The organism is Allobosea sp. GW822-FHT03F07, from assembly GCF_058801345.1.
In genome coordinates, this window is record NZ_JBXAND010000009.1 from 153,170 (window position 1) to 179,440 (window position 26,271).

26 protein-coding genes are annotated in these 26,271 nt (G+C 66.7%); 17 read left to right on the forward strand and 9 right to left on the reverse strand.

Annotation, left to right across the window (positions count from 1 at the left end):
* Positions 1-121: 121 nt before the first annotated feature.
* The gene (locus AC1RMY_RS21920) at positions 122-1,093 is read left to right on the forward strand and encodes a KpsF/GutQ family sugar-phosphate isomerase (RefSeq protein ID WP_492868130.1); all 972 of its coding nucleotides are present in this window, start codon (positions 122-124) and stop codon (positions 1,091-1,093) included.
* An 11-nt stretch (positions 1,094-1,104) separates the two neighbouring features.
* On the opposite strand, the gene AC1RMY_RS21925 is transcribed toward AC1RMY_RS21920, so the two are convergent.
* From AC1RMY_RS21925 to AC1RMY_RS21945, 5 genes are all read right to left on the reverse strand, one after another.
* Complete coding sequence (locus AC1RMY_RS21925; protein WP_492868132.1) at positions 1,105-1,491, reverse strand: nitrile hydratase accessory protein; 387 nt, start codon at positions 1,489-1,491, stop codon at positions 1,105-1,107.
* Positions 1,478-2,137, reverse strand: a complete 660-nt coding sequence (gene nthB / locus AC1RMY_RS21930) for a nitrile hydratase subunit beta (RefSeq protein ID WP_492868134.1) — start codon at positions 2,135-2,137, stop codon at positions 1,478-1,480. Before nthB ends, AC1RMY_RS21925 begins: the two co-directional genes overlap by 14 nt.
* On the reverse strand, positions 2,134-2,757 hold the full coding sequence (gene nthA / locus AC1RMY_RS21935) for a nitrile hydratase subunit alpha (RefSeq protein ID WP_492868136.1): 624 nt from the start codon (positions 2,755-2,757) through the stop codon (positions 2,134-2,136). The genes nthB and nthA overlap by 4 nt, the downstream gene beginning before the upstream one ends.
* A gap of 81 nt (positions 2,758-2,838) precedes the next feature.
* Positions 2,839-4,035: an amidase gene (locus AC1RMY_RS21940; RefSeq protein WP_492868138.1), complete on the reverse strand. Its 1,197-nt coding sequence runs from the start codon at positions 4,033-4,035 to the stop codon at positions 2,839-2,841.
* A gap of 15 nt (positions 4,036-4,050) precedes the next feature.
* Entirely contained in the window at positions 4,051-5,640 is a 1,590-nt protein-coding gene (locus AC1RMY_RS21945) for a gamma-glutamyltransferase family protein (RefSeq protein WP_492868140.1), read from the reverse strand.
* 136 nt (positions 5,641-5,776) lie between these two features.
* On the opposite strand from AC1RMY_RS21945, the gene AC1RMY_RS21950 reads away from it, so the two are divergent.
* The 11 genes from AC1RMY_RS21950 (at position 5,777) to AC1RMY_RS22000 (ending at position 15,554) form a co-directional block, all read left to right on the forward strand.
* Positions 5,777-6,016 (forward strand): hypothetical protein, encoded by a 240-nt coding sequence (locus AC1RMY_RS21950; protein WP_492868142.1) that lies wholly within the window; start codon positions 5,777-5,779, stop codon positions 6,014-6,016.
* 161 nt (positions 6,017-6,177) lie between these two features.
* The gene (locus tag AC1RMY_RS21955; RefSeq protein WP_492868144.1) at positions 6,178-7,830 is read left to right on the forward strand and encodes an OpgD/OpgG family glucan biosynthesis protein; all 1,653 of its coding nucleotides are present in this window, start codon (positions 6,178-6,180) and stop codon (positions 7,828-7,830) included.
* A gap of 174 nt (positions 7,831-8,004) precedes the next feature.
* Complete coding sequence (locus AC1RMY_RS21960) at positions 8,005-8,154, forward strand: hypothetical protein (RefSeq protein WP_492868146.1); 150 nt, start codon at positions 8,005-8,007, stop codon at positions 8,152-8,154.
* Between the two features lie 14 nt (positions 8,155-8,168).
* Positions 8,169-8,903: a zinc ABC transporter ATP-binding protein AztA gene (gene aztA, locus AC1RMY_RS21965; protein ID WP_492868148.1), complete on the forward strand. Its 735-nt coding sequence runs from the start codon at positions 8,169-8,171 to the stop codon at positions 8,901-8,903.
* A gap of 172 nt (positions 8,904-9,075) precedes the next feature.
* Entirely contained in the window at positions 9,076-9,957 is an 882-nt protein-coding gene (locus tag AC1RMY_RS21970; RefSeq protein WP_492868150.1) for a metal ABC transporter permease, read from the forward strand.
* Positions 9,958-9,994: 37 nt separating this feature from the next.
* Positions 9,995-10,927: a metal ABC transporter substrate-binding protein gene (locus AC1RMY_RS21975; RefSeq protein ID WP_492868152.1), complete on the forward strand. Its 933-nt coding sequence runs from the start codon at positions 9,995-9,997 to the stop codon at positions 10,925-10,927.
* 44 nt (positions 10,928-10,971) lie between these two features.
* A complete protein-coding gene (locus AC1RMY_RS21980) occupies positions 10,972-11,934 on the forward strand; it encodes a CobW family GTP-binding protein (RefSeq protein WP_492868154.1) in 963 nt (320 codons plus the stop codon).
* Positions 11,935-12,104: 170 nt separating this feature from the next.
* Positions 12,105-13,115, forward strand: a complete 1,011-nt coding sequence (locus tag AC1RMY_RS21985) for a WD40 repeat domain-containing protein (protein WP_492868156.1) — start codon at positions 12,105-12,107, stop codon at positions 13,113-13,115.
* Positions 13,116-13,123: 8 nt separating this feature from the next.
* Positions 13,124-13,405 carry a hypothetical protein gene (locus AC1RMY_RS21990; protein WP_492868158.1) on the forward strand — a complete coding sequence of 94 codons (282 nt, stop codon included), beginning with the start codon at positions 13,124-13,126 and terminating at the stop codon, positions 13,403-13,405.
* Positions 13,406-13,520: 115 nt separating this feature from the next.
* A complete protein-coding gene (locus AC1RMY_RS21995) occupies positions 13,521-14,723 on the forward strand; it encodes a winged helix-turn-helix domain-containing protein (protein ID WP_492868160.1) in 1,203 nt (400 codons plus the stop codon).
* Between the two features lie 156 nt (positions 14,724-14,879).
* Positions 14,880-15,554 (forward strand): DUF930 domain-containing protein, encoded by a 675-nt coding sequence (locus AC1RMY_RS22000; RefSeq protein WP_492868161.1) that lies wholly within the window; start codon positions 14,880-14,882, stop codon positions 15,552-15,554.
* A 12-nt stretch (positions 15,555-15,566) separates the two neighbouring features.
* On the opposite strand, the gene mutT is transcribed toward AC1RMY_RS22000, so the two are convergent.
* The 4 genes from mutT to AC1RMY_RS22020 form a co-directional block, all read right to left on the reverse strand.
* Positions 15,567-15,971, reverse strand: coding sequence for an 8-oxo-dGTP diphosphatase MutT (gene mutT, locus AC1RMY_RS22005; RefSeq protein ID WP_492868162.1), 405 nt, complete (start codon positions 15,969-15,971; stop codon positions 15,567-15,569).
* Between the two features lie 11 nt (positions 15,972-15,982).
* A complete protein-coding gene (locus AC1RMY_RS22010) occupies positions 15,983-16,579 on the reverse strand; it encodes a carboxypeptidase regulatory-like domain-containing protein (protein ID WP_492868164.1) in 597 nt (198 codons plus the stop codon).
* A 129-nt stretch (positions 16,580-16,708) separates the two neighbouring features.
* Positions 16,709-17,959, reverse strand: coding sequence for a bifunctional glutamate N-acetyltransferase/amino-acid acetyltransferase ArgJ (gene argJ, locus AC1RMY_RS22015; protein WP_492868165.1), 1,251 nt, complete (start codon positions 17,957-17,959; stop codon positions 16,709-16,711).
* Between the two features lie 115 nt (positions 17,960-18,074).
* On the reverse strand, positions 18,075-18,920 hold the full coding sequence (locus AC1RMY_RS22020) for a peptidylprolyl isomerase (protein WP_492868167.1): 846 nt from the start codon (positions 18,918-18,920) through the stop codon (positions 18,075-18,077).
* Positions 18,921-19,300: 380 nt separating this feature from the next.
* On the opposite strand from AC1RMY_RS22020, the gene secA reads away from it, so the two are divergent.
* The 5 genes from secA to sdhA all read left to right on the forward strand — a co-directional run bounded on the left by secA (position 19,301) and on the right by sdhA (position 26,271).
* Positions 19,301-22,069, forward strand: a complete 2,769-nt coding sequence (gene secA / locus AC1RMY_RS22025) for a preprotein translocase subunit SecA (protein ID WP_492868168.1) — start codon at positions 19,301-19,303, stop codon at positions 22,067-22,069.
* A 263-nt stretch (positions 22,070-22,332) separates the two neighbouring features.
* Positions 22,333-23,406, forward strand: a complete 1,074-nt coding sequence (locus AC1RMY_RS22030; protein ID WP_492868170.1) for a MaoC family dehydratase — start codon at positions 22,333-22,335, stop codon at positions 23,404-23,406.
* Positions 23,407-23,634: 228 nt separating this feature from the next.
* Positions 23,635-24,030: a succinate dehydrogenase, cytochrome b556 subunit gene (sdhC, locus tag AC1RMY_RS22035; RefSeq protein WP_492868172.1), complete on the forward strand. Its 396-nt coding sequence runs from the start codon at positions 23,635-23,637 to the stop codon at positions 24,028-24,030.
* Positions 24,031-24,041: 11 nt separating this feature from the next.
* The gene (gene sdhD, locus AC1RMY_RS22040) at positions 24,042-24,434 is read left to right on the forward strand and encodes a succinate dehydrogenase, hydrophobic membrane anchor protein (RefSeq protein WP_492868174.1); all 393 of its coding nucleotides are present in this window, start codon (positions 24,042-24,044) and stop codon (positions 24,432-24,434) included.
* 4 nt (positions 24,435-24,438) lie between these two features.
* A complete protein-coding gene (gene sdhA, locus AC1RMY_RS22045) occupies positions 24,439-26,271 on the forward strand; it encodes a succinate dehydrogenase flavoprotein subunit (RefSeq protein WP_492868175.1) in 1,833 nt (610 codons plus the stop codon).

The following is a 26,271-nucleotide window of genomic DNA, read 5'->3' on the forward strand; positions in this document are numbered from 1 at the left end:
TCCGAAGCCGACGCTAGCGTGGCCGCGAGGCCCGCGGCATCCTTCGAACGCATGAGCGCCGGCGCCGCCCGCTCGCCATGGCGGTGGAAAACGCGGCGCGGACTGTGCTAGAGCGCGCGGCATGACAGCCGATATCCGCGCTTCCGCGCTCCGCACCATCGCGACCGAGCGTGCCGGCCTCGATACCCTTCACGACGCCCTGGCCAATGGCCTGGGCGAGCCCTTCGGCGCTGCGGTCGCGATGATCCAGGCGGCGGGCGGGCGCGTCGTCGTCTCTGGCATGGGCAAATCCGGCCTTGTCGGCCGCAAGATCGCGGCGACCTTAGCCTCGACCGGAACGCCCGCCCATTTCGTCCATGCGGCCGAGGCCAGCCATGGCGATCTCGGCATGGTCCAGCCCGATGATGTCGTCATCGCGCTGTCCTGGTCAGGCGAGACAGCGGAACTTGCGGCCATGGTTGCCCATACGCGGCGTTTCCGCGTCGGACTGATCGGCATCACCGCCAATGCCGACAGCGCGCTCGGCCGCGAGGCTGATGTGACGCTGACCCTGCCAAAGGCGCAGGAGGCCTGCCCCAACGGGCTTGCGCCGACAACGTCGACGACCATGCAGATCGCGCTAGGCGATGCGCTGGCGGTGGCCTTGCTGGAGGCGCGCGGCTTCTCGCGTCAGGATTTCTTCGTCTACCACCCTGGCGGCAAGCTCGGCGCGCAGCTCAAGACGGTCGAAACCATCATGCATCGCGGCGCGGCGTTGCCGGTGGTCGGCCTGGATGCGGCGGCGCCCGACGTGATCGCGATGATCTCGGCGAAGAATTTCGGCTGCGCGATCGTGGTCGATCTCGACGGCAAGCTCGCGGGCGTGGTCACTGATGGCGATCTGCGCCGCAAGCTCATCGGCGGCAGCCTGGCCCAGCGCGCCCGCGACGTGATGAGCCCGAATCCGCGCCGCATCGCCCCCGACGCCCTGGCCGGCGAGGCGCTGGAGATGGTCAACCGGCTGCGCATCACCGCGCTGATCGTGGCCGATGCCGAAGAGCGCCCGGTCGGGCTCGTGCATGTGCACGATCTGCTGTCGCTCGGGGTGGCCTAAGCAGGCAGCGCTCAACCGCGCTGCGGATCGTTCTCCAGCAGGATCGGCTTGCCATGCGGCGTCGCCTCGGCGGCGCGCGCCCATGAGGCCGCCAGCGCGTCGACGCCGTCATGCGAGGCGAGCCCCTTGGCGATGAGCAGGTGCTCCAGCGCCTCGCACCAGCGCTCGTAGTAATCCGAGCCGTCGCGGCAGCCGCCGGCGGCGACCGCTTCGCGGATTTCGGCGCCGAGCGCCTGTGCCCATTCATCCGCCGTGAATACGCCCCGGTTCTGAAGTTCCACCACCAGCGCGAAGACCATCGCCTGCCAGGGCTCGGCGAAGACCGGCCCCTCCGCATCGCGCGGGATCGGCGTGTCGGCGGCGAGCGCGGTCGCGAGGTCAGTGTCAGGCCGGCTCAAGATAGCTCTCCCAGGCCTCGATCGAGACCGTCGATGTCGGGTCGGCGTCGCGGCCCCAGAGTTCCGGGCTGGTGAAGACGACGGTGTAGAGCCACTGCGCGGTCTCCGGCAGGCCTTGCGAACCGGTATCCGGGAAGACATGGCAGCCGGTCACGCGCTCGATCACGCCTTCCTTGCCGCGGGCGTAGCGCGGCAGGCGGGTGTGGTGCGTCGGGTGCATCACCAGGGTGCGGACCTTGTCGCCGACCGCGAATTTCGCGGGCGACTGCGCCTCGCGCTCATAGGGGAAGCCGCGGCGCAGGACGCCTTCGACCTCCTCCCCCTTGAGGACGCGCTTCGGCGTCTTGGCGGGCGCGAGAGGTTTGCCTTGCTGGAGTTCCTCCGGCGTCAGGAAGCCGTGCTGGACGAGCACCTTGTCGAGCCCGGCGAGCCAGATCTCGTAATAGGAAGAGGAGAGGTACTGTGCCGGCGGCAGGCTCTCGCGGGCGGCGCGAATGCCGTCGATCGTCCAGGCGCCCATGGCACCGGCCGCGACATTGATCGCGAGCACGCGCTTCTCCCAATCGGCGTGGAAGATCGGCTCATTCGGCTCGGGGCTCACCGGGCCGAAGCCCATCTGCCCGCCGAGATCCTGCCCGCCATTCATGATGCGTCCTCCACGCGCGGCAGCCCGGTGCCGATCATCGCGTCGCGGTTGACGATGGAAGCGAGCCTTTCCTCCGACCAGCCCTCGGTGCCGGCCGGGCGCATGGGGATGACGATGAAGCGGGTCTCGGCGGTCGAGTCCCAGACGCGGATGCGCTGACCCTCCGGCAGCGTCACGCCGAAATCGGCCAGCGTACCGCGCGGATCGATCACGGCCTTGGCCCGGTAGGGCGGCGATTTGTACCAGACCGGCGGCAGGCCGAGCACCGGCCACGGATAGCAGGAGCACAAGGTGCAGACGATCAGGTTATGCTCTTCCGGCGTGTTGAAGCAGGCGACAATGTGCTCGCCGCCGCGCCCGCCATAGCCGAGTTCGGCGACGGCCGCCGTGCCATCCGCCTTCAGCCGCGCCGCATAGTCCGGGTCCGTCCAGGCCTTCGCGACGACGCGGGCGCCGTTGCGCGGCCCGACCTTGGTTTCATAGGTCTCGACGATGGCGTCGAGCGCGCCGGGATCGACATAACCTTTCGCGACCATCAGCGATTCCAGCGCTCTCACCCGCGCTTCGATTGGGGTGAAGTGGTTGTCGTGATGATGATCGTGGTCGTGGTGGCCGCTCATGGACCTTCTCCCGTCAAACCCTCAGTCTCCGGAGAATTGCGAAGCTCGCATCTCGAAGGATGGTAGCTGAGGCCATGCGTATCAAGCGATCCGCACGCGGCCCGCCCGCTCCAGCCGGACCGCGAAGGCGATCAGGGACTTGTCCGAGCCCTTGGGGCCGATCAGCGAGAGGCCGAGCGGGGCGCCCTCGCGCCGCGACACGGGGACCGAGATCTGCGGGAAGCCCGAGAGCCCGCCGAGGCAGAGCAGGCGCAGCGCGCGGTTGCGGAAATCGTCGAGCTCATCCTCGCCGGCGGCGGCGAGAGGGGCGATGTCCGGCACAGTCGGCAAGAGCAGCACGCCGTCGCTGCCGAGCAGCTTGGTCAGCTTGCTGCGGAAGCGCTTGCGGACGCCTTCGCTCTTCTGGAAATCCGCATCGGTGATCGCCTTGGCGTAGGCGAAGCGGTCGCCGACACCCGGTCCCAGCGGCGCGCCGAAGCGTTCGATCATCGGGCCGTCATTCAGCCAGGCCTCGCGGCCCTGAATGCGGCGCGAGGCCCAGTAGAGGGCGTCGAGATCGCGCGCGACCGTAACCGCCTGCAGCTCCCCGAGCAGTGGCATGATGCGCTGAACGACGTTGCGCAGCAGAGTCTCGGCCTCCGGCACGGCCTGGGCGAAGAGTTCGTCCGCCATCAGCAGGCGGGGTGTTTCAGGCAGGGACACCTTGTCCTTGCCGAGCAGCACCTCGCCGACGCGGGCGAAGACCTCGCCATCACGCGCGAACCATCCGGGCGTGTCGAAGCTCTCTGCCAAAGGCCAGACGCGCTTGAGCGAGAGGCGGCCATGGCTGGGGCGGATACCGAACAAGCCGCAATAGCTCGCGGGCGCACGCACAGAGCCGCCGGTATCCGAGCCCAGCGCGAAATCCGCCAGCCGCCCCGCCACCGCAGCGGCGGAGCCGGAGGAGGAGCCGCCGGTGATGCGCTCGGGCGCGGCCGGATTGATCGGCGAGCCGAAATGCGCGTTCTTGCCGTTAAGCGAGAAGGCGAGCTCGTCGGTGTGGGTCTTGCCGACGAAGCGCGCGCCGGCGTCGAGCAATTGCTTCACCAGCGGCGCGGTCTTGGCCTTGATGCCCGACTGCGCCAGCACGATCGGCGAGCCGGCGCCGGTCGGATAGCCCTTGACGTCGAAAAGGTCCTTGACCGCGAGCGTCAGCCCGGCGAGCGGGCCGGTCGCCGCATGCTTCACGGGCGTTTCCGGATAGGGGACGAAGCAGCGGAACGGATCGTCGACGAGCATCCGAAACAAATCCTCTCAGCAGCCTTTGGCGTCACCGTCGGAGCGCGGATCATGCGTCGCCTCGACATGACCCTTCGCGTGCTTCACCAGCATGCCCGCGTGGCCGAACTGGTCGGAATAGGCTTCCGAATACTCCTCGACCGGATGGCCGGAGCCGGTCAGCCGTGCCAGCAGCATCGGGTCGAAGCGGCTCTCGAGCTTCAACGAGATCGACCCCGCGCCCCAGGTCCGGCCGAAGAGCCAGCGCGGTGCGTCGACGGCGGTGGCCGGGTTCTGGCCGAAGCGGTAGCGCGACAGGATCTGCGCCTGGAACTGCGGCTGGCCGTCGCCGCCCATCGCGCCATAGGACATGACGCGGCCGTCGTCGAAGCGGGCGAAGGCCGGGTTCAGCGTGTGGAACGGCTTGCGGCCGGGCTGCAGCGGATTGAGCGCCTTGGCGTCGAGCGAGAAGGCGACGCCGCGGTTTTGCCAGTTGATGCCGGTGCGCGGCAGGATGCAGCCGGAGCCGTATTCCCAGTAGATCGACTGGATATAGGAGACCGCCAGTCCCGAGCCGTCGATCGCGCCCATCCAGACGGTGTCGCCATCGCCGGTCTTGAACGGCCAGGAGGCGGCGCGCTTGCGGTCGATCGCGGCGGCCTCGCGGGCGAAGACGGCCTCGGTCAACACGCTTGCCGGATCGACCTTCGCGAAAGCCGGGTCGGTGACGATCTTGTCGCGGATCGCGAAGGCGCGCTTGGTCGCCTCGACCAGGCCGTGATGATGGTCGAAGCCCTCCGCACGGGCGATGCCGAGCTTCTCGAAGATGCCGAGGATCAGCAGCGCGGCGACGCCCTGGGTCGGCGGGGCGAAGTTGTAAACGGTCAGTTCCGGCAGCCGGATTGAGAGCGGCTGGACGAGGCGGGCTTTGAAGGCTTCCAGATCGGCGCGGGTGATGGGGGCGCCGATCCGGCTGAGGTCATGGGCGATCTCGCGACCGATGTCGCCGCGATAGAAGTCGGACAGGCCGGCATCGGCGAGCTGGCGGAAGGTCGCGCCGAGAGCCTCGGGCTTGCGGCGCGCGCCGGCTTTGGGCTGTTCGCCGCCGGGCCAGAAGAATTCGCTGAAGCCGATCGCTTCCTTCGTCGCCTCGACCTGCTGCGGCCAGGTCCGCAGCTCGGAAGCCGAGATCTCATAGCCTTCGTCGCAATGGCGGATGGCGTCGGCCAACAGGTCCTCGAGCGGCATCCGGCCGCCTAGCGACTTCGAGAGCGCCAGCGCTGCTTCCCACCCGCCGATTGCGCCCGCGACCGTCAGGGCCGAGTCCGGGCCGCGCTGGGGAATCGCATCGTAACCCTTCTCGTGGTAGCGCTCGATGGTGGCGAGCGAGCCCGCCGCGCCGCAGGCCTCGATGGCGCGGACCTTGCCGCCGGGCTCATGCACCAGCCAGAAGCCGTCGCCGCCGATCGCATTCATATGCGGATATACCACGGAGATGGTGGCGGCCATTGCGACCATGGCCTCGATGGCGTTGCCGCCTTCGGCGAGGATGGCGCGGCCGGCTTCCGAAGCGAGATGGTGAGGCGCGGCGGCGGCCGCCGAACCGAAGACAGGCGTATCGATCATAAGGGTCTTTTCAAACTCGGCTGGAGCAGCCATTTCGGCGGGACGGCGCGATTTTGTTGCATGCTCCAGCCTGCTTCGCTAGAGCTTGCGCCCGAAAAACGGGGGCTCTGCCGCCCCAGGATCGAGGACTGACAGCATGGCCGCAAGGCGCACCAACTGGCGCAACCTGATCATGGTGGTTTCGCTGGGTATCCTGATCGCGGTCGAGCTGTTCGGCGTCGCGCTGGCTTCCGGCTGGGCGTTGGCCGGGCTGTTCGAGCTGGGGGCGATCGTCAGCTATGTGCTGATGGCGGTGTTTTCGGTATTCGCGGGCTATGCCATGCTCAACCTGATGCGCCGCGTTCTCAAGATCGAGCGGCTGACCGAAAACGGCTGAGCAGCGTTTGCCGAAGGCGCCGATGGACGGACGGAAACCGGCCCAGCGATCATTCGCCTCACTGCCGCACCTGTTTTGCCACGTTTGACTGCCTATCTCGGGCGTGCGCGCCGGTTGCCCTGCCCAGCAGGACAGGCTAGCCGGGAGCGCAGGACCGCAAAATGCGAACCGGGACAGACATGCCAGACCGCGCCGAGCACGGTGTCACCACGCCTTTCTCCCTCGACCGCCGCACCCTGCTCGCGACAGCAGGCGCAACCGCGGCTCTCGCCGCGCTCGGTTTTTCACCGGAGGCGCTGGCCCAGCAGGGCCTCAAGCTCGGCGAAGCCGAAGCCTTCACCTTCGAGATGCTGAAGACGCGGGCCCGCGACCTTGCGACCAGGCCCTATCAGGCGCCGCCGAGTCCGCGCCCCGACGTGCTCGAGCGGATCGACTACGATGCCCATGGCAAGATCAAGTTCCGGCCCGAGATGGCGCTCTGGGCCGACGGGCCCTCGCCCTGGCCGGTGACCTTCTTTCATCTCGGCCGCTACTTCCAGAAGCCGGTGCGGATGCATGTGCTAGACGACGGCAAGGCGCGCGAGATCGTCTATGATGAGAGCTATTTCGAGATGCCGGCGGATTCGCCGGCGCGCGAATTGCCTCGCGGCGCGGGCTTCGCCGGTTTCCGCTTCCAGGAGAGCCGCACCGGGCACCCCGGGCGCAAGGGCGAGAAGCTCGACTGGAAGAAGAACGACTGGGTCGCCTTCCTCGGCGCCTCCTATTTCCGCGCCATCGGCGAGCTTTATCAGTACGGACTTTCGGCACGCGGCCTAGCCATTGATCCGGCGGTCGGCGGCAAGGCGGAGGAGTTTCCCGACTTCACCCATATCTGGCTGGAGACGCCAGCGCCGGGCGCCGAATTCGTCGTCGTCTACGCGCTCCTCTCGGGGCCGAGCGTCGCCGGCGCCTATCGCTTCCGCATGCATCGTGGCAAGGGCGTGGTGATGGATATCGAAACGGCGCTCTACCTGCGCAAGGATGTCGAGCGGCTCGGCATCGCGCCGCTGACCTCGATGTACTGGTATTCCGAGACCGCCAAGGCCACCGCCGTCGACTGGCGCCCAGAGGTGCATGATTCCGACGGGCTCGCGCTGTGGACCGGGACAGGCGAGCGCGCCTTCCGGCCGCTCAACAACCCCTCACGCACGACAGCCTCCTCCTTCATGGACGAAAGCCCGCGCGGCTTCGGCCTGATGCAGCGCGACCGCGAGGTCGGGCATTATCTCGACGGCGTCTTCTACGAGCGCCGGCCGAGCCTCTGGGTCGAGACGCAAGGCGACTGGGGCCGGGGCGCGGTCCAGCTCATCGAGATCCCGACCGATGACGAGATCCACGACAACATCGTCGCGATGTGGGTGCCGGCCGGTCCGGCCAGGGCGGGCGCGTCCTATGCCTTCCGCTACCGGCTGCACTGGCTCGCCGACGAGCCGTTCCCGACGCAGCTCGGCCGGGTCGTCGCGACGCGCCTCGGCAATGGCGGCCAGCCCGGCACGACGCGGCCCAAGGGCGTGCGCAAATTCATGATCGAGTTCAAGGGACCGGCGCTGGAGACGATCCCCTTCGGCGTGAAGCCCGAGGTCGTCCTCTCGGCCTCGCGAGGCTCGTTCTCCTATATCTTCGCGGAAGCGGTGCCGAATGACGTGCCCGGACATTGGCGGGCGCAGTTCGACCTCACCGTCGATGGCAGCGACCCGGTCGAGATGCGCTGCTTCCTGAAGGCTGGCGAGACAGTGCTGACTGAGACTTGGCTGTATCAGTACCTGCCGTTCTGAGCGGGGCCGCTCCGGTCGTTATGATCGGGCTTGTCCCGACCACCCACGTCTTCGCTGGTCGAATGTGGTTCCGCATGGGGATGCTCGGCACAAGGCCGAGCATGACAGAAAGGCGCTGGAGCCATCCACAGACTCCGCTTGCTCCGGCCGGTTCGTAACATTATATCATCGCGCATGGTCCATGCGCATGCCCATCCTCCTTCCCATGCCGTCTCGGAAGATCCGGGCTGGTCGCTGCTGCGCCTGTCGGCGCTCGGGCGCATTGGGCTCGCCGGCGTCGTCGTCGCGCTGGTCTGGGCCGCTACGCTGGCCGTCATCCTGTGAGTGAGTTCGAACCTGTGTCCGCCATTCGCCTGCAAGATCTCACGCTCGGCTATGACCGCCATCCGGCGGTGCATCACCTGTCGGGCGAGATCGCCTCGGGCAGCCTGACGGCAATCGTCGGCCCCAACGGTGCCGGCAAGTCGACGCTGCTCAAAGGCATCGCCGGGGCGCTGTCGCCGCTCGGTGGCGATGTCTCGGTCGCGGGCGGAAAGCGCCTCGCCTATCTGCCGCAATCGGCTGAGCTCGACCGATCCTTCCCGATCCATGTCTACGATCTCGTTGCGATGGGGCTATGGAACAGCGCCGGCATCTTCGGGCGGATCGGGCGCGGTGCCGCCGCCAAGGTCGAGGCGGCGATCGCCGCCGTCGGACTTTCGGGCTTCGAGCGCCGGCCGATCGGAGCCCTGTCCGGCGGGCAGATGCAGCGCGCCCTGTTTGCGCGTCTGCTGCTGCAGGACGCCGACATCATCCTTCTCGACGAACCCTTCACCGCGATCGATGCGCGCACCACGGCCGATCTGCTGGCGCTGGTCCAGCGCTGGCATGGCGAGAGCCGCACCGTCGTCGCCGTGCTTCATGACATCGAGACCGTGCGCCGTGCCTTCCCGCATACGCTGCTGCTGGCGCGCGAGACGGTGGCCTGGGGCGAGACCGCGCAGGTGCTGACGCCGGCGAATCTTTTGAAGGCACGCCGCATGGTCGAGGCCTTCGACAGCCATGCCGCCCCTTGCGAGCGCGACGCGGCATGATGATTTCGCTGATCTCGCACACCCTCTAGGACAAGGACGCCGTCATTCCGGGCGCAGCGCAGCGGAGACCCGGAATCCATCATAGTGCATCGACGATGCCTTACGATGGATTCCGGATCGGCGCCGCTACGCGGCTTGTCCGGAATGACGGCGTCGGGAATTCAGGCCGTCGATGACGCTTCTCCACGACCTCTTCATCGGCCCCTTCGCCGAATTCGACTTCATGCGCCGGGCGCTGGTCGGCATCGTCGCGCTGTCGGTTTCGGGCGCGCCGATCGGTGTCTTCCTGATGCTGAGAAGGATGAGCCTGACCGGCGATGCGATGGCGCATGCGATCCTGCCAGGCGCGGCGATCGGCTATCTCGTCGCCGGCTTCTCGCTGCCGGCGATGACGCTGGGCGGGCTTGCGGCCGGCTTCGCGGTGGCGTTGGCGGCCGGGGCCGTGGCGCGGGTGACGGTCATGAAGGAAGACGCCTCACTCGCCGCCTTCTACCTGATCTCGCTGGCGCTCGGCGTCACCATCGTCTCGCTGCGAGGCTCTGCGGTCGATCTCTTCCACGTGCTGTTCGGCAATGTGCTGGCGCTCGACGATGACGTGCTCATCCTGCTCTCGGGCGTGGCGAGCCTGTCGCTGTTGACGCTGGCGGCGCTCTACCGGCCGCTGGTGATGGAATGCGTCGATCCGGGCTTCCTGCGCTCGGTCAGCCGCTCCGGTGGCGTCGTCCACCTGACGTTCCTGGGCCTCGTCGTGCTCAATCTCGTCGCGGGCTTCCATGCGCTCGGCACCCTGCTGGCGGTCGGTCTGATGATGCTGCCGGCAGCCGCCGCGCGCTTCTGGACCGCCGACATCACGCGGTTGATCCTGCTCGCCAGCGGTTTCGCAATGGTCTCGGGCTATGCCGGGCTCGTCGTTTCCTATTCGGCGGGGACCAATCTCCCCGCCGGGCCGGCGATCATCCTCGCGGCAGGGGCGCTCTATCTCGGCTCGCTCCTGCTCGGTTCGCAGGGCGGGCTTGCGCGGCGCCTCTTGCCTCGCTCCCATCTCCAGCGCTAGTTACGTTATAGTGTTTCACTATTCGCTGGAGATGATCATGCCGAACCGTCGCGCCCTGCTGGGTGGGCTTGCCGCCGGAATGCTGCTCGCCGCCATGCCGTTTGCCGCAAACGCCCAGGAGAAGCTGCCTGTCGTCGCGAGCTTCTCGATCCTCGGCGACTTCGTCCGCGAGGTCGGCGGCGACCGGGTCGCCGTCACGACGCTGGTCGGCGCCAATGGCGATGCCCATGTCTATTCGCCGACGCCGGCCGATGCGAAGAGCATGGCAGCGGCAAAGCTGATCGTCGTCAACGGCCTCAAATTCGAGGGCTGGATGACCCGCCTGATCAAGTCGTCGGCGGCGAAGGCTGCGATCGCGACGGCGACATCCGGGATCGCGCCGCTGAAGGGCGATGACGACCACGGCAAGGCCGGGCATGGCCACGACCATGGCAGCATCGATCCCCATGCCTGGCAGAGCGTCGCTAACGCCAAAATCTATGTCGGTAATATCCGCGATGCGCTGGTGAAGGCCGATCCCGCCGGCAAGGAAGCTTACGAGGCCAATGCGACGCGCTATCTGGCGCAGCTCGACGCGGTCGACAGCGAGATCAAAGCAGCCGTCGCTCGCATCCCGGCCGACCGGCGCAAGGCGATCACCTCGCACGACGCCTTCGGCTATTTCGTCAAGGCCTATGGCATCCAGTTCATCGCGCCGCAGGGCGTCTCGACCGAGGCCGAGGCCTCGGCCAAGGACGTTGCGCGCATCATCCGGCAGGTGAAAGCGGAGAAGGTGCCGGCCGTGTTCCTCGAAAACGTCACCAATCCACGCCTCGCCGAGCAGATCGCGCGCGAAAGCGGCGCGAAGATCGGCGGCCGGATTTATTCCGATGCGCTTTCCGATGCTGCCGGCCCGGCCGGGACTTACATCGGCATGATGAAACACAATATAAGCGAGATCGAAAAGGCGCTCGCCGCCGGCCCGGCCTGAGAGCCGCGCCACGGGCCGCCCCCGCCACGCATCAGGTCGAACCCATGTCCGAGAAAATCCCCGTCACGGTGCTCACAGGCTATCTGGGCGCCGGCAAGACCACGCTCCTGAACCGCATCCTCACCGAGGATCACGGCAAGAAATTCGCGGTAATCGTCAACGAGTTCGGCGAGGCCGGCATCGACGGCGACCTCGTCGTCGGCGCCGACGAGGAAGTCTTCGAGATGAACAACGGCTGCATCTGCTGCACCGTGCGCGGCGACCTGATCCGCATCCTCGACGGGCTGATGAAGCGCAAGGGCAAGTTCGACGCGATCATCGTCGAAACCACCGGCCTCGCCGATCCGGCTCCGGTCGCCCAGACCTTCTTCGTCGATCAGGATGTCGGCGACGCCACCAAGCTCGACGCGGTGGTGACGGTGACCGATGCGAAGTGGCTGCTGGAGCGGCTGAAGGACGCTCCGGAAGCCAAGAACCAGATCGCCTTCGCCGACGTGATCGTCCTCAACAAGATCGATCTCGTCACGCCCGAGGAACTGGCCTCGGTCGAGGCCGCGATCCGCGCCATCAACCCCTATGCCAAGCTGCACAAGGCGACGCGCTGCGACGTGCCGATCGAAAACCTGCTCGACCGCAACGCCTTCGACCTTGACCGCATCCTCGACATCGAGCCGGATTTCCTCGAATCCGGCCATCATCACCATCATTCCGACGAGGTGCGCTCGATGTCGTTCACGATTCCCGGCGATGTCGATCCCGAGAAGTTCATGCCCTGGATCAACGACATCAGCCAGGCGCAGGGCCCCAACATCCTGCGCTCGAAGGGCATCCTCGCCTTCAAGGACGAGCCGCGCCGCTTCGTCTTCCAGGGCGTGCACATGATCCTCGACGGCGATCTCCAGCGCGACTGGAAAGCGGACGAGGCCCGCCAGAGCCGGTTGGTCTTCATCGGGCGCGACCTGAACGAGAACGAACTGCGCAAGGGCTTCGAGGCCTGCGCGGCGTAAAGGGGGCTTTCCTCCGATTCCTGTTCCGTCATCCCGGACAAGTCGCGTCAGCGGCGCCGATCCGGGATCCATGCCTGAACCGTTCCGGCATGGATCCCGGGTCTCCGCTTCGCTCCGCCCGGGATGACGGCGCGGTTTTCATGACTGGCAAGCTGCGCTAGACCCCGCCCATGGACACGATCACCAAACCCGTCTCGCTGCGCGAGCATGTCGTCCCCGTCGAGGCGGGGGAGCATGTCGTCGGCGCCCAGTGGCTGAAGGCAACGCTCGCTCTCGCTCTCGCCGATGGCCGCGTGCTGCGCTGGACCGATGGAGCGCAGGACAGCGTCCAGGCGCATGCCGGCGGCCTGCTCTGTGCGACCGGCGACGGCGAGCGGCTGGTCAGCGGCGGCGATGACGGGCGCGTGGTTGCGACCTTGGCTACGGGCGATCCTGTCGAGATCGCCCGCGATCCGAAGCGCCGCTGGATCGACGCGGTGACGCTTTCCACTTCCGGCAGCATCGCCTGGAACACCGGCAAGACCGTCCACGCCCGCGACGACAAGGGCAAGGTCAGGTCGCTCGACCTGACAACGACGCCGCAGGGCCTCGTCTTCGCGCCCAAGGGCTATAGGCTCGCGATTGGCCAGATGAACGGCGTTTCGCTCTGGTATCCGAACACCGAGGCTAAGCCGGAATTCCTCGAATGGAAGGGCTCGCATCTCGACGTGATGTGGTCGCCGGATGGGCGCTTCGTGGTGTCCTCGATGCAGGAGAACGCGCTGCATGGCTGGCGGCTCGGTGACAAGCCGAGCCATATGCGGATGACCGGCTATCCGGCCAAGCCGCGCTCGCTATCCTGGTCGCATGACGGCCTCTGGCTCGCCTCGAGCGGGGCGGATGCCGCGATCGTCTGGCCCTTCCAGGGCGAGGGGCCCCAAGGCAAGGCGCCGCGCGAATGCGGGGCGCGCCATGCCAAGGTGACGCGCGTCGCCTTCCATCCCCGGGCGCTGGTGCTGGCGGTGGGCTATGACGATGGCTGCATCCTGATGATCCGCCTGACCGATGCCTCCGAGCTGTTGGTGCGGCCGGCCCTGCGGGGCAGCGGCATCACCGCCTTCGCCTGGGACAAGGCAGGCAAGCGCCTCGCCTTCGGCGCCGAAGACGGCGCGGCCGGCGTGCTGACGCTGCCGGCCGCCTGAGCGGGACGATGCGCTTCGGCCTCTTCGGCAAGGGCGGAGCCGACAAGGCGCAGGCCGCGGAGCAGGCCGGGCGGATCAAGGCACAGGTGCGTGAGATCCTGGGGCTGCCGGAGGCGGCTGCGATCGCAGTCAACGAGATCATCTGCGCCGATCCCGCCTGTCCCGGCACGGAGACGGTGATCCTGGTGATGAACCCTGGCGAGAAGACCAGAGCGTTCAAGCTGCAGATGGCGATTGCGGATGTGACGCCGGAGGCGCTGGCGAGCGCTCTTTGGGGGCAGGACACCTAAACGTCGCGTCATTCGGGACGAAGCTGTGCCTCTGCACGGCGCTCTCCCGCCAGCTCATGTCAGGGGCCTCGCCACAGGGCCTTACGGCCGGATGCGGAGGCGGCTAGCGTGCCGTATGGCTGCGCGTCTCAAATCCCCGCCTACCCTGGCCAAGGCCCAGGCCCGAGCGATTTGGCTCAAGGCCCAGCGGCTCGACGAGGCCGAGCCCTTCGGCTCGGGGCCTGAGGCGACGCGCGCGGCGGTCGAGCATCTCGGCTATGTCCAGATCGACACGATCAACGTGATCGAGCGCTGTCACCACCACGTCCTCTACAGTCGCATCCCAACCTACGAGCGCGGGCATCTGGCGCAGGCGCAATCCGTCGAGAAGAGCGTCTTCGAGTATTGGACGCATGCGCTGTCCTATGTGCCGACACGCGACATCCGCTGTTTCCTCGGTGCGATGAAGGCGCATCGCGAGGAGCCCAAGCGCTGGTCCGCCGTGGGGGGACGCGAGGAAACCCGCAAGCTGCTCAGCCGTATCCGCCGCGACGGCGCTTTGACCATCCGCGACATCGATACAGATGTGCTGGTCGAGAAGGCGCATCTCTGGGCCAGCAAGAAGCCGTCGAAAGGCCTGCTGGAGCGGGCCTTCTACGATGGCGAACTCGTCATCTCCGCGCGCTCGGGCATGCTCAAGACCTATGAGCTGATCGACCGGCATTTCGGCTGGGAGAAGCGGCCGGCGCCGGCGTCCGAGCGGCAGGTCACGGCCTATCTGCTCGACCGCGCCCTGCGTGCCCAGGGCGTCGTCAGTCTCGATTCGATCTGCCATCTCGATGCGCCCAGCAAGAAGGCGGTCGCCGAGCTGATCGAGGCGCGGGTGAAGCGCCGCGAGCTCATGCCGGTCCGCATCGCGGATTCGGTCGTGCCGCACTGGATGCGGCGAGACATGGCCGTGCCCGAGAAGGGCGCTGAGGCCGGGCTCGTCCATATCCTCTCGCCCTTCGACCCGCTGATCATCCAGCGCAAGCGGCTCAAGCTGTTCTTCGGCTACAGCCACGCCTTCGAGGCCTATCTGCCGAAGGAGAAGCGCGTCTTCGGCTATTTCGGCCTGCCCGTGCTGATGGGCGACGAGATCGTCGCGGTGCTCGACCTCAAGACGGATCGCCAGGCGGGCAGGCTCCTGATCCAGCAATGGACCTGGCTCGACGGGCAGGAAAGCGCGGAGAGGAAGCTCCGGATCGAGGCGGAGCTGGAGCGGTTCGAGCGGTTTCAGCTCGCCAATGGCGGCGGGGTTGAGCCGACGGAGGCGGCGATTTCGGAAGAGTTGCCGTGACAATGCCGGCGTTCTGACAGCTTTCTCATGCGCTGCCGCAAAATCGCCGATTTGCGGAGCGCCTTTTGCCCTGCCGAACGGCATGCATGCGGGAGCCGTCCGGTGAGTCCCAGTCCTTTCGCCATGACGGCCGTCATCGCTGCGGTGGCGCGCTGAATGCGGCCGGTTTCGGCGCCGACCGGCCTTTCATGGGCCTCGCTGCCGGCAGCGCTGCTCCTTCACGTCCTGCTCCTGGCGACGCTGGGACTCATGTCCATGCAGCCGCGGATTAAAGCGCCGGATCACCCGGAGAGCAGCGCCGACATCGAGCTTCTGACGCCCGGCGAGTTCGATGCGATGATGCGGCCGAAGCCGGTCGATATCCCTGCGCCCCGACCTCCGGCTCTGCCACAAGCCGCACCGGAGCAGCAGGCGCCAGCGGCAGCGCAGCCAGCCGAGCCCGGCGGGATGATCCGGGCGAGCCGGCTGATGGCGGCAGACGCGCTCGCCAATCCGCTGAGCCGTCAGGCGCGCGAAGTGCTCCCCCTCCTCGCCGCGGATGAGCGCGTCGAGCAGCTCTGCGGGCTCGAGGCGATGAACCAGATCCACGCCTGGAAAGATGAGTTCGCACCGGACAGGGTCACCGCCTACGCCCGGTCCGAGGTCAAGCTGTCAGGTCGGACGCTTCAGGCCGAGGGCGCGGTCTTTCGCAGTGGCAAGCGGTGGTACGATCTGAGCTTCAGATGCGAGTTCAGCCCGGACTGGAATCGTGTCGTCGCGTTCGAGTTTCGCGTTGGCGAGCCTGTGCCGCGCGCGCTATGGCGGCAACTCAAGCTGCCCGAGATTCATTGAGGCAGGCTGGGCTTACGCCCCGAGCAGGTCGATCAGATGCGGGATCAGCGGCTCGTCGGCCGGCGGCATGGCAAGCTCCCGGAGCTTCGCTGGGCGGACCCATTTCAGCGCCTGGCCTTCATGCGAGGCGACCGTGCCCTCCCAGCGCCGGCAGATATAGAGCGGCATCAGCAGGTGGAAGTCGGGATAGGCGTAGCTCGCGAAGGTCAGCGGCGCGAGGCACTCCTCCTTCACGGCGATGCCGAGTTCTTCCGCCAACTCGCGGATCAGCGCCGGCTCGGGCCGCTCGCCTTGTTCTAGCTTGCCGCCTGGGAATTCCCACAGGCCCGCCAGCGCCTTGCCTTCGGGGCGCTGCGCAACGAGGACGCGGTTGTCGGCATCGATCAGGGCGCAGGCGACGACGAGGAGCAGTTTCACGAGGCGAAGTCTCAATGTCCGGAGAGGATGACCTGAAGCGGTTCCTTCTCCTTACCCGTCACGGTGACGCTGTCATAGACCGAGCCGCCTTCGCGGGTGAACGCGTCCTCGTCGCCCCAGATCACCTGTGTCGTGACGAAATACTCACCCGGCGCGACTTTCTCGAAGGCGAAGCGGCCATTGGCCTCAGCCTTGGTCGTGCGGGTGTATTCGCCATAGGCCGGGTCGGGATTGTCGTCGCGCGGATAGTCGCGATGCGGCACGTATTTGCGGCTGCCGTAGAAATTCCGGAAGCGCTCGCGCGCATAGGCGGTCGCCGGGACGAGCCTGATGACCTCGCCGGCCGCGTTGACCACCACGCCGCTCGGCTTGGTGCGAAAGGCATGGCCGACGATCGTCGTCGTGCCCGGCTTCTTGATGAAGGCGGCCTCCTCGACGGAGAAGGCGACAGTGGCGGGTTTTCGCTCTACGCAGGCTGAAAGAAGAAGCGCGCCGCAGAGCGCGAATGTCAGTTTCAGCACGTCCAGCCCCCGCCGCCTGTCCCGGCCGATGATGCCGGGCTGGCGCGCGGCCTGCAACTCCAGCGTACTGATAACGATGGTCCCCACGCGCCGTCATTCCGGGCGAGCGAAGCGAAGACTCGGAATCCATCGTAGAGCGCAGGAGTTCTTCGATGGATTCCGGATCGGCGCCGCTACGCGGCTTGTCCGGAATGACGGCGAACGTCTGGCGAGCCCTCAGGAGCGATAGTCGCCATTGATCTCGACATAGGCCTTGGTCAGGTCGCAGGTCCAGACGGTCGACTTGCCGCGCCCCAGGCCGAGATCGGCCGTGATCACGATGTGCTCGCCCTTCATGTAGTCGGATACCGCATCTTCATCATAGGACGGGGCCCGCGCGCCCTGCTGTGCCACCATGATCTCGCCGAAGGAGATGTCGAGGCGGTCGCGATCGGCCGGCTCGCCGGCCTTGCCGACGGCCATGACGACGCGGCCCCAATTGGCGTCCTCGCCGGCGATCGCGGTCTTGACCAGCGGCGAATTGGCGATCGAGAGCGCGACGCGCTTGGCGGAGCGGGCGGAAGCCGCGCCCTTGACCTGCACCTCGACGAATTTCCGCGCGCCTTCGCCGTCCTTGCAGACGAGATGGGCGAGCTCGAGCAAAAGCGAGTTCAGCGCGCGCTTGAAGCCGGAGAGGCGGGCATCGCCGATTTCGGTGATCGCCGGCACGCCGCGCGCGGCCGCCTTGCCGGTGGCGAACAGCATCAGCGTGTCGGAGGTCGAGGTGTCGCTGTCGACGGTCACAGCGTTGAACGAGCCCTTGACGCCTTTCGACAGCAGCGCCTGCAGCACGGGGGCTGCGATCGGTGCGTCGGTGAAGACGAAGGAGAGCATCGTCGCCATGTCCGGCGCGATCATGCCGGCGCCCTTGGCGATGCCCGCGAGCACGACCTCCTGGCCGTCGATCTTGGCCTTGCGGGTCAGGGCCTTGGGGAAGGTGTCGGTGGTCATGATCGCGCGGGCGGCGTCGATCCAAGGGCCGTCGGCGACGCGCTTGGCGCAGTCCTGCAGCACGCCCTCGAACTTGGTGGCGTCGAGCGGCTCGCCGATCACGCCGGTCGAGGCGATGAAGACCTCCTCCGGCTTGCAGCCCGCGGCTTTGGCCGCGATCTTCGCGGTCAGCGCGACGGAGTCGCGGCCTTTCAGGCCGGTGAAGGCGTTGGCGTTGCCGGAATTGACGACGAGGGCGCGAGCCGAACCCTGCTTCAGATTTTCGCGGCACCAATCCACCGGGGCGGAGGGGCATTTCGAGCGGGTGAAGACGCCGGCGACCTGCGTCCCCTCGTCGAGCAGGGCGAACCATACGTCCTGGCGGCCCTTGTAGCGGATGCCGGCCTCGGCGGTGGCGAAGCGGACGCCCGGCACGGCTGGAACCTTGGGCTGGCGCTTCGGCGCGAGCGGGGAAACGGGAACATCCTTGCCGGCCATCGTAGGGTCTCCTGTGGGGCACGCCGGTTTGCCGCAGGCCGATGACGAAAACAAGAAGGGCGACCGCGCGGCCGCCCTCCTCATTTCGCTGACGCGGGGTGGAGTTCGCTGAGGCTCAAGGCTTCTTGGGCTCGGCCGGCGCGGGAGCTGCAGGGGCAGCCGGCTGGTCGAGGCGCTCGACCTTGGCCTTCTCGCGTAGCGCCACGATGATGTCCTGCTGCGCCTTGCGCTCGAGATACTGGTCGATCTGCGGCTTCACGGCGGCGAAGTCCGGCAGCGGCTTGGCGCGCTTGTCCTCGAGCTTGATGACGTGCCAGCCGAACTGGCTCTTCACGGGCTCGGAGACCTGGCCCTTGTTCAGCTTGAAGGCGGCGTCGGCGAATTCCGGCACCATGCGGTCCTTCGTGAACCAGCCGAGCGAGCCGCCTTCCTTGCCGGAGCCCGGATCCTTGGAGAGCTCGGCGGCGACCTTGGCGAAATCCTCGCCCTTCTTCAGGCGTTCGACGACCGCCTTAGCCTGGGCCTCGTCTTCGACGAGGATGTGGCGGGCATTGACCTCTTCCTCGGGCGCCATCGCCTTGGTGGTCTCGTCGTAGAGCTTCTTGGCGGCCTCGGGCGTCGCCGCCTTCTTCGCTTCGGCTGTCAGGTACTGGTCGAGCAGCACTTTCTCGCGGAAATAGGCGAGGCGGGCCGCGAAGTCCGGGCCCTCGGCGGTCTTGGCGGCGATGGCGGCCTTGGCGCCGAGCTTGAGGTCGACGAGGTAGTTGATCACCTCGTCGCGCTTGCGCTCGTCGGGGAGCTGGGCGAGCCGCTCGCCGAGATCCTCGGTGGCCAGCGCGATCTCGCGCTCGGTGATGTTCATGCCATCGACCTTGGCGATGACCTTGTCGGCCTGTGCGAAGACCGGCGTTGCGACGAGCGCGAGGCCGAGCGAGAGCATGCCGAGACGTGACAACTTCATGGGGGATGCCCTTTTGCGAAATAGAGCCGAAATCTCTGATCGCGGCTGCACTGCCAGTTGAACGCGGCAAAGGCAAGGCGCGTAAAGCGCTTGAATCGCGGCATCACGCAGCTTTGCTGACCCGCCTGCGACTTTACGGTATTCCGGCGCGCGCTTCCCGCGCAGAGCGGTCTTGGAAGCGCGCGCCGGAAACCCTACATCGGCTCGAAATCCGCTTGTCTTGGCCGCGCCTCGCACATGGGGAACGGACTCCATCGCAAGGCAGCGCTGGACCCCGCACCCGCACGCGTCTAAACACGCGGTCGCATTGAGAATTCAGGTTTTGGGCTGTGCGCGGGAACCCGCCGCGCGGCCGAAGCGATACCACCGAAAGGCCCAACATGCTTGGCGCACTCGCAAAGAAGCTCTTCGGCTCGTCGAACGACCGACGCGTCAAGGGCTATGGCCCCCGGGTCGCGGCGATCAATGCGCTGGAAACGGAACTGGCCGCGCTCAGCGACGAGGCGCTGCAGGCGCGCACCGGCGAGTTCAAGCAGAAGCTCGCCGACGGCGCCAAGCTGGATGATCTCCTGGTGCCCGCCTTCGCCACCGTGCGCGAGGCGGCCAAGCGCGTGCTCGGCCAGCGCCCTTACGACGTCCAGCTCATCGGCGGCATGGTGCTGCATGAGGGCGCCATCGCCGAAATGAAGACCGGCGAAGGCAAGACGCTGGTCGCGACCCTGCCGAGCTATTTGAACGCGCTCGAAGGCAAGGGCGTGCATGTCGTCACGGTCAACGACTACCTCGCCCGGCGCGACGCCGAATGGATGGCGAAGCTCTACAACTTCCTCGGCCTCTCCGTCGGCATCATCGTCCATGGCATCGATGACGAAGAGCGCCAGCGCGCCTATGCCTGCGACATTACCTATGGCACCAACAACGAGTTCGGCTTCGACTATCTGCGCGACAACATGAAATACGAGGTCGCGCAGATGTCCCAGCGCGGCCACCATTTCGCGATCGTCGACGAGGTTGACTCGATCCTGGTCGACGAGGCCCGCACGCCGCTGATCATCTCCGGCCCGCTCGACGATAAGTCGGACCTCTATGTCGCGATCGACAAGGTTCTGCCGGGCCTGGTCCCCGGCGACTATGAGGTCGACGAGAAGCAGCGCACGGTCTCGCTGACAGAGGCCGGCAACGAGCACATCGAAGAGTTGCTGCGCCAGGCAGGCTTGCTGAAGGAGGGCGATCTCTACGACGCGCACAACGTCACGCTGGTCCATCACGTCAACCAGGCGCTGCGGGCGCATACGCTGTTCGCGCGCGACAAGGACTATATCGTCCGCGGCGACGAGGTCGTGATCATCGACGAGTTCACCGGCCGCATGATGCAGGGCCGGCGCTATTCGGAAGGCCTGCACCAGGCTCTGGAAGCCAAGGAACACGTCACTGTCCAGCCCGAGAATGCGACGCTGGCCTCGATCACCTTCCAGAACTATTTCCGGCTCTACTCCAAACTCGCGGGCATGACCGGCACGGCCGCGACCGAGGCCGACGAGTTCTTCCAGATCTACAAGCTCGAAGTCGTCGAGATCCCAACCAACGTCCCCGTCGCCCGTAAGGACGAGGATGACGAGGTCTACCGCACCTTCGAGGAGAAGGTCCGCGGCGTGATCCGCGAGATCAAGGCGGCGCAGGAGGCCGGACAGCCGCTGCTCGTCGGCACGACCTCGATCGAGCGTTCCGAACTCGTCGCCGAAATGCTGGAGAAGGAAGGCTTCAAGCTGATCGATTTCACCGATCCGAAGGCGCTGGAGCCGATCTACGAGGCCGCCCGGCAGGGGAAGCCCTCCAAGTCTTTCGCGGTGCTGAACGCCCGCTTCCACGAGCAGGAAGCCTATATCGTCGCCCAGGCCGGCGTGCCGGGCGCGATCACCATCGCCACCAACATGGCCGGCCGCGGCACCGACATTCAGCTCGGTGGCAATGCCGAGATGCGGATCAATCACGACCTCGCCGGCATGGAAGCTGGACCTGAGCGCGACGCCAGGGCCGCTGCGATCCGCGCCGAGGTCGCGGATTTCAAGCAGCGCGTGCTCAAGGCCGGCGGGCTCTACATCGTCGGCACCGAGCGCCACGAGAGCCGGCGCATCGACAACCAGCTGCGCGGTCGCGCCGGCCGCCAGGGCGACCCCGGCCGCTCCAAGTTCTTCCTGTCGCTGCAGGACGACCTGATGCGCATCTTCGGCTCCGACCGCATGGACGGCATGCTGCAGAAACTGGGCCTCAAGGAGGACGAGGCGATCGTCCATCCCTGGATCAACAAGGCGGTCGAGAAGGCGCAGGGCAAGGTCGAGGCGCGCAATTTCGACATCCGCAAGAACATCCTGAAATACGACGACGTCATGAACGACCAGCGCAAGGTCGTGTTCGAGCAGCGCCGCGACTTCATGAAGCAGGCGAGCGTGCGCGAGACCACCGACGACATGCGCCATGGCGTCTGCGAGGACCTCGTCGCCCGCCACATTCCGGAGGACGCCTATCCCGAACAGTGGGATACCGCCGCGCTCAAGGAAGGCGTGCTGCAATATCTCAATCTCGACCTGCCGATCGAGGAATGGGCGAAGGAAGAGGGCATCGCCGACGCGGAACTTCGCGAACGCATCCGCAAGCTCGCCGACGAGGACTATGCGGCGCGCATCGAGCGCAACACCGACGAGGTGATGACCTATGTCGAGAAGCAGGTGCTGCTGCAGACGCTCGACACGCTCTGGCGCGAGCATCTCGTCACGCTCGACCACCTCCGACAGGTCATCGGCTGGCGCGGCTATGCCCAGCGCGACCCGCTGCAGGAGTACAAGCAGGAAGCCTTCGAGCTGTTCGATTCGCTGATCGGACGCCTGCGCGAGCAGGTCACCGGCAATCTGATGCGCATCGAGGTCCGCTTCGAGCAGCCGGAGGAGGCTGCCCCGCCACAGGACACGCTGCCCTCGCCCTTCGGCGATTATGGCTCGGGCGGCGTGCAATACGCTGCGCTCGAGGCGGACACCGCGGTGCTCGAGCGCAATCCGAACGACCAGTCGACCTGGGGCAAGGTCGGTCGCAACGAGCCCTGCCCCTGCGGCTCCGGCAAGAAGTTCAAGCACTGCCATGGGCAGTACGTCTGAGGGCGGTCACGCACGGGCGCGGTCATTCCGGGGCGGGCCACAGGCCCGAGCCCGGAATCCATGACCACGGTAGCTTCCGCGTAGGGCGCTGACTTCTCCGGCTTTCACGTCCGGTCCGGTGTTCATGGGTTCCGGGCTCTTCGCCGCAAGAAACCCCGGAATGACGGGCGCGGGTCCCTGATCCTTCGTCGCATCCTTGCGGGGCTGGACGCTGGCGCCCGGTGCAGCGCACAATCGCGCCGAGCCCAGCCGCGAGTGAGCCCATGCCCGCATCCGCCAGCCATGCCGCGACGAAGACCAGCGCCGGGCGCTTCTTCGAGGATTTTCATCTCGGCGATGCGATCGTGCATGCGACGCCGCGCACGGTGACCACCGGCGACGTCGCGCTCTACACAGCGATCTACGGCCCTCGTTTCGCTGTCCAATCATCCGACGCCTTCGCCAGGGCGATCGGCTATCCGGCCGCGCCGATCGACGACCTGCTGGTCTTCCACATCGTCTTCGGCAAGACGGTGCCGGACATCTCGCTCAATGCCGTCGCCAATCTCGGCTATGCCGACGGCCGCTTCCTCAAGCCCGTCTTCCCCGGCGACACGCTCTCGACGACATCCGAGGTCATCGGCCTGAAGCAGACCTCGGCCGGCGATGCGGGCATCGTCTATGTCCGCTCGGTCGGCCGCAACCAGGACGGCGAGATCGTGCTGAGCTATGCCCGCTGGGTCCTAGTGCGAAAGCGCCAGCCGGGCACGCCGGCCCATGCCGAGCAGGTGCCCGAACTGCCGAAGGCGGTGCTGCCCGAGGAACTCGGAGGCGGCTGCCCGACGATCGAGCTCGCGGCCTATGACGATGCCCTCGCGGGCTCGGATTTTCGCTGGGGCGAGTATGCGGCGGGCGAGCGCATCGACCATATCGACGGCATGACCGTGGAGGAAGCAGAGCATCAGCTCGCGACGCGGCTCTATCAGAACACCGCAAAAGTCCATTTCGACGCCCATGGCGCGCGCGAGACCCGTTTCGGCAAGCGGCTGATCTATGGAGGCCATGTCATCAGCCTCGCCCGGGCGCTTTCCTTCAACGGTTTGGGCAACGCCTTCCACATCGCCGCGATCAATGGCGGGCGCCATGTCGCGCCGCTCTTCGCCGGCGACACCGTCTATGCCTGGAGCGAGGTTCTGGAGGTAGCCGAACTGCCGGAGCGCGCGGATGTCGGAGCGTTGCGGCTGCGGCTGGTCGCGACGAAGAACAGGCCTTGCGGCGACCATCCGCTCAAAACCGGCGATCAATATGCACCCGACGTGATCCTCGATCTCGACTATTGGGCGCTCCTGCCGCGCTAGCGTCCACGGCGCTAGGCTTAAAGATTTGGAATCGTTCTTCTGCGACAAGCGGCGATCGCAGAGGCTCGGCGACACACGAAGCACCGAATGACAGATTCCGTATTCTGTCACCGCGCCGCGAGCGTGTCGCATTGCGGCAGGGTTCCGGTTTCGTTACAGAGCCAGACACTCTAGAACGATCCCAAATGGACAAGGCCTGCCGCCTCAGTCCCTAGTCGGAGAACGATCTTGGCCGAGGTCAAACAGGCGGCGCGTCCGCTTTCGCCGCATCTGCAGATCTACCGCTGGTCCTGGACCATGGCTATGTCGATCGCCCATCGCGTCACCGGCTCGGCGCTCTATGCGGGAACGGTGCTGATCGCGGCCTGGCTGGTGGCGGCGGCCTCGGGTCCAGCGGCCTTCGACACGGCCCAGTGGATCGCCGGCTCCTTCCTCGGCCGCCTCGTGCTCTTCCTCTATTCCTTCGCGCTGCTGCACCACATGGTCGGCGGCCTCCGGCATTTCGTCTGGGATCTCGGCCATGGCTATGATCCGCAGACGCGCATGAACATGGCCAAGTACAGCGTCTTCGTTTCAGGCGGGCTGACCCTGCTCGTCTGGATCGTCGCCTACGCGGTTCGTTGAGGAGCGATACGATGCATTCCAACTCCTCCATGCGCACGCCGCTCGCCCGCGTCCGCGGCCTCGGCTCGGCCAAGTCCGGCACCGGCCATTTCTGGCTCCAGCGCGTCACCGCCGTCGCCAACGTCATCCTGACGGTGATCTTCTTGGGCGTGGTGATTTGCCTGGTCGGCAAGCCCTATCCGGCGGCGATCGCCATCCTGTCGCATCCGCTGGTGGCGATCCTGATGCTGCTCTTCGTCGTATCGGGAGCAGTCCATATGCGCCTCGGCATGCAGGTCATCATCGAGGACTACATCCATGGCGAGGGGCTCAAGATCGCCGCCGTCATGGCCAATACCTTCTTCGCGATCGCGATCGGCGCCGCTTGCGCCTTCGCGGTGCTGAAGCTCTCGTTTGGAGGCTGATCCGATGGCGATCACCAGAGCCCGCCCGGTCCCGGCCTATGCCGGCCAGGCCTATCCGATCACCGACCACACCTTCGACGTCGTCGTCGTCGGCGCCGGCGGCGCCGGCCTTCGCGCCACCGTCGGCTGCTCGCAGGCCGGCCTGCGCACCGCCTGCATCTCCAAGGTGTTCCCGACGCGCTCGCACACCGTCGCGGCGCAGGGCGGCGTCGCCGCCTCGCTCGGCAATATGGGCAAGGACACCTGGCAGTGGCACATGTTCGACACCGTGAAGGGGTCGGACTGGCTCGGCGACCAGGATGCGATCGAATATCTCGTCCGCAATGCGCCGGCCGCCGTCTACGAGCTCGAGCATTGGGGCGTGCCCTTCTCGCGCACCGAGGACGGCCGGATCTACCAGCGCCCCTTCGGCGGCATGACCACTGAATTCGGCGAGGGCCCACCGGCCCAGCGCACCTGCGCGGCGGCCGACCGCACCGGCCACGCCATGCTGCACACGCTCTATGGCCAGGCGCTGCGCTACAACACCGAGTTCTTCATCGAATACTTCGCCATCGACCTGATCATGGACGAGGACGGGCATTGCCGCGGCGTGGTCGCGCTAAAGCTCGATGACGGCACGATCCACCGCTTCCGCTCGCAACAGACGATCCTGGCGACCGGCGGCTATGGCCGCTCCTATTTCTCGGCGACCTCGGCGCATACCTGCACCGGCGACGGCGGCGGCATGGTGCTGCGCGCCGGCCTGCCGCTCCAGGACATGGAGTTCGTGCAGTTCCACCCGACCGGCATCTACGGCTCGGGCTGCCTGATCACCGAGGGCGCCCGCGGCGAGGGCGGCTACCTCACGAACTCCGAGGGCGAGCGCTTCATGGAGCGCTATGCCCCCTCGGCCAAGGACCTCGCCTCGCGCGACGTCGTCTCGCGCTCGATGACGATGGAGATCCGGGCCGGCCGCGGCGTCGGCAAGAACAAGGACCACATCTACCTGCATCTCGACCATCTCGACCCGAAGATCCTGCACGAGCGCCTGCCGGGTATCTCCGAGAGCGCCAAGATCTTCGCCGGCGTGGATGTCACGCGCGAGCCGATCCCGGTGCTGCCGACGGTGCACTACAACATGGGCGGCATCCCCACGAACTTCCACGGCGAGGTCCTGACCAAGGTCGACGGCAATCCGGACGCTGTCGTGCCGGGTCTGATGGCGATCGGCGAGGCGGCCTGCGTCTCGGTGCATGGCGCCAACCGCCTGGGCTCGAATTCGCTGATCGATCTCGTGGTCTTTGGCCGCGCGGCGGGCCTGCGCTGCGCCGAGACGGTGACGGCGGGCGAGAAGCAGCCGGAGCTGCCGAAGAACTCGGCCGATCTCTCGCTGACCCGTCTCGACAAGTATCGCAACGCCTCGGGCGGCACGCCGACCGCGGAACTGCGCGGGCGCATGCAGCGCACGATGCAGGACAATTGCGCGGTCTATCGCACCGGCGAGACCCTCGAAGAGGGCCACAAGCTGATCCACGAGGTCTGGGCCGGCATCACCGATATCGGTACCACCGACCGCTCGCTGATCTGGAACTCGGACCTGATCGAGACGCTCGAATTCGAGAACCTGATCACCCAGGCTGTCGTCACCATGGACTCGGCGCTGCAGCGTCCGGAAAGCCGCGGCGCCCACGCCCGCGAGGATTATCCGAACCGCGACGACAAGGACTGGATGAAGCACACGCTCGCCTGGATCGACGACGAGAAGCGCACCGTCACGCTCGATGACCGGCCGGTGCACACCTACACGCTCTCGAACGACATCGAGTACATCAAGCCCAAGGCGCGGGTGTATTGA

What these genes read in the sequence shown, in the direction of transcription:
- AC1RMY_RS21920 (WP_492868130.1), top strand. Translation starts at nt 122, where the DNA reads ATGACAGCCGATATCCGCGCTTCCGCGCTCCGCACCATCGCGACCGAG.
- nthB (WP_492868134.1), bottom strand. Translation starts at nt 2,137, where the DNA reads ATGAATGGCGGGCAGGATCTCGGCGGGCAGATGGGCTTCGGCCCGGTG.
- nthA (WP_492868136.1), bottom strand. Translation starts at nt 2,757, where the DNA reads ATGAGCGGCCACCACGACCACGATCATCATCACGACAACCACTTCACC.
- AC1RMY_RS21940 (WP_492868138.1), bottom strand. Translation starts at nt 4,035, where the DNA reads ATGCTCGTCGACGATCCGTTCCGCTGCTTCGTCCCCTATCCGGAAACG.
- AC1RMY_RS21945 (WP_492868140.1), bottom strand. Translation starts at nt 5,640, where the DNA reads ATGATCGATACGCCTGTCTTCGGTTCGGCGGCCGCCGCCGCGCCTCAC.
- AC1RMY_RS21950 (WP_492868142.1), top strand. Translation starts at nt 5,777, where the DNA reads ATGGCCGCAAGGCGCACCAACTGGCGCAACCTGATCATGGTGGTTTCG.
- AC1RMY_RS21955 (WP_492868144.1), top strand. Translation starts at nt 6,178, where the DNA reads ATGCGAACCGGGACAGACATGCCAGACCGCGCCGAGCACGGTGTCACC.
- AC1RMY_RS21960 (WP_492868146.1), top strand. Translation starts at nt 8,005, where the DNA reads ATGGTCCATGCGCATGCCCATCCTCCTTCCCATGCCGTCTCGGAAGAT.
- AC1RMY_RS21970 (WP_492868150.1), top strand. Translation starts at nt 9,076, where the DNA reads ATGACGCTTCTCCACGACCTCTTCATCGGCCCCTTCGCCGAATTCGAC.
- AC1RMY_RS21975 (WP_492868152.1), top strand. Translation starts at nt 9,995, where the DNA reads ATGCCGAACCGTCGCGCCCTGCTGGGTGGGCTTGCCGCCGGAATGCTG.
- AC1RMY_RS21980 (WP_492868154.1), top strand. Translation starts at nt 10,972, where the DNA reads ATGTCCGAGAAAATCCCCGTCACGGTGCTCACAGGCTATCTGGGCGCC.
- AC1RMY_RS21985 (WP_492868156.1), top strand. Translation starts at nt 12,105, where the DNA reads ATGGACACGATCACCAAACCCGTCTCGCTGCGCGAGCATGTCGTCCCC.
- AC1RMY_RS21990 (WP_492868158.1), top strand. Translation starts at nt 13,124, where the DNA reads ATGCGCTTCGGCCTCTTCGGCAAGGGCGGAGCCGACAAGGCGCAGGCC.
- AC1RMY_RS21995 (WP_492868160.1), top strand. Translation starts at nt 13,521, where the DNA reads ATGGCTGCGCGTCTCAAATCCCCGCCTACCCTGGCCAAGGCCCAGGCC.
- AC1RMY_RS22000 (WP_492868161.1), top strand. Translation starts at nt 14,880, where the DNA reads ATGCGGCCGGTTTCGGCGCCGACCGGCCTTTCATGGGCCTCGCTGCCG.
- argJ (WP_492868165.1), bottom strand. Translation starts at nt 17,959, where the DNA reads ATGGCCGGCAAGGATGTTCCCGTTTCCCCGCTCGCGCCGAAGCGCCAG.
- AC1RMY_RS22020 (WP_492868167.1), bottom strand. Translation starts at nt 18,920, where the DNA reads ATGAAGTTGTCACGTCTCGGCATGCTCTCGCTCGGCCTCGCGCTCGTC.
- secA (WP_492868168.1), top strand. Translation starts at nt 19,301, where the DNA reads ATGCTTGGCGCACTCGCAAAGAAGCTCTTCGGCTCGTCGAACGACCGA.
- AC1RMY_RS22030 (WP_492868170.1), top strand. Translation starts at nt 22,333, where the DNA reads ATGCCCGCATCCGCCAGCCATGCCGCGACGAAGACCAGCGCCGGGCGC.
- sdhD (WP_492868174.1), top strand. Translation starts at nt 24,042, where the DNA reads ATGCATTCCAACTCCTCCATGCGCACGCCGCTCGCCCGCGTCCGCGGC.
- sdhA (WP_492868175.1), top strand. Translation starts at nt 24,439, where the DNA reads ATGGCGATCACCAGAGCCCGCCCGGTCCCGGCCTATGCCGGCCAGGCC.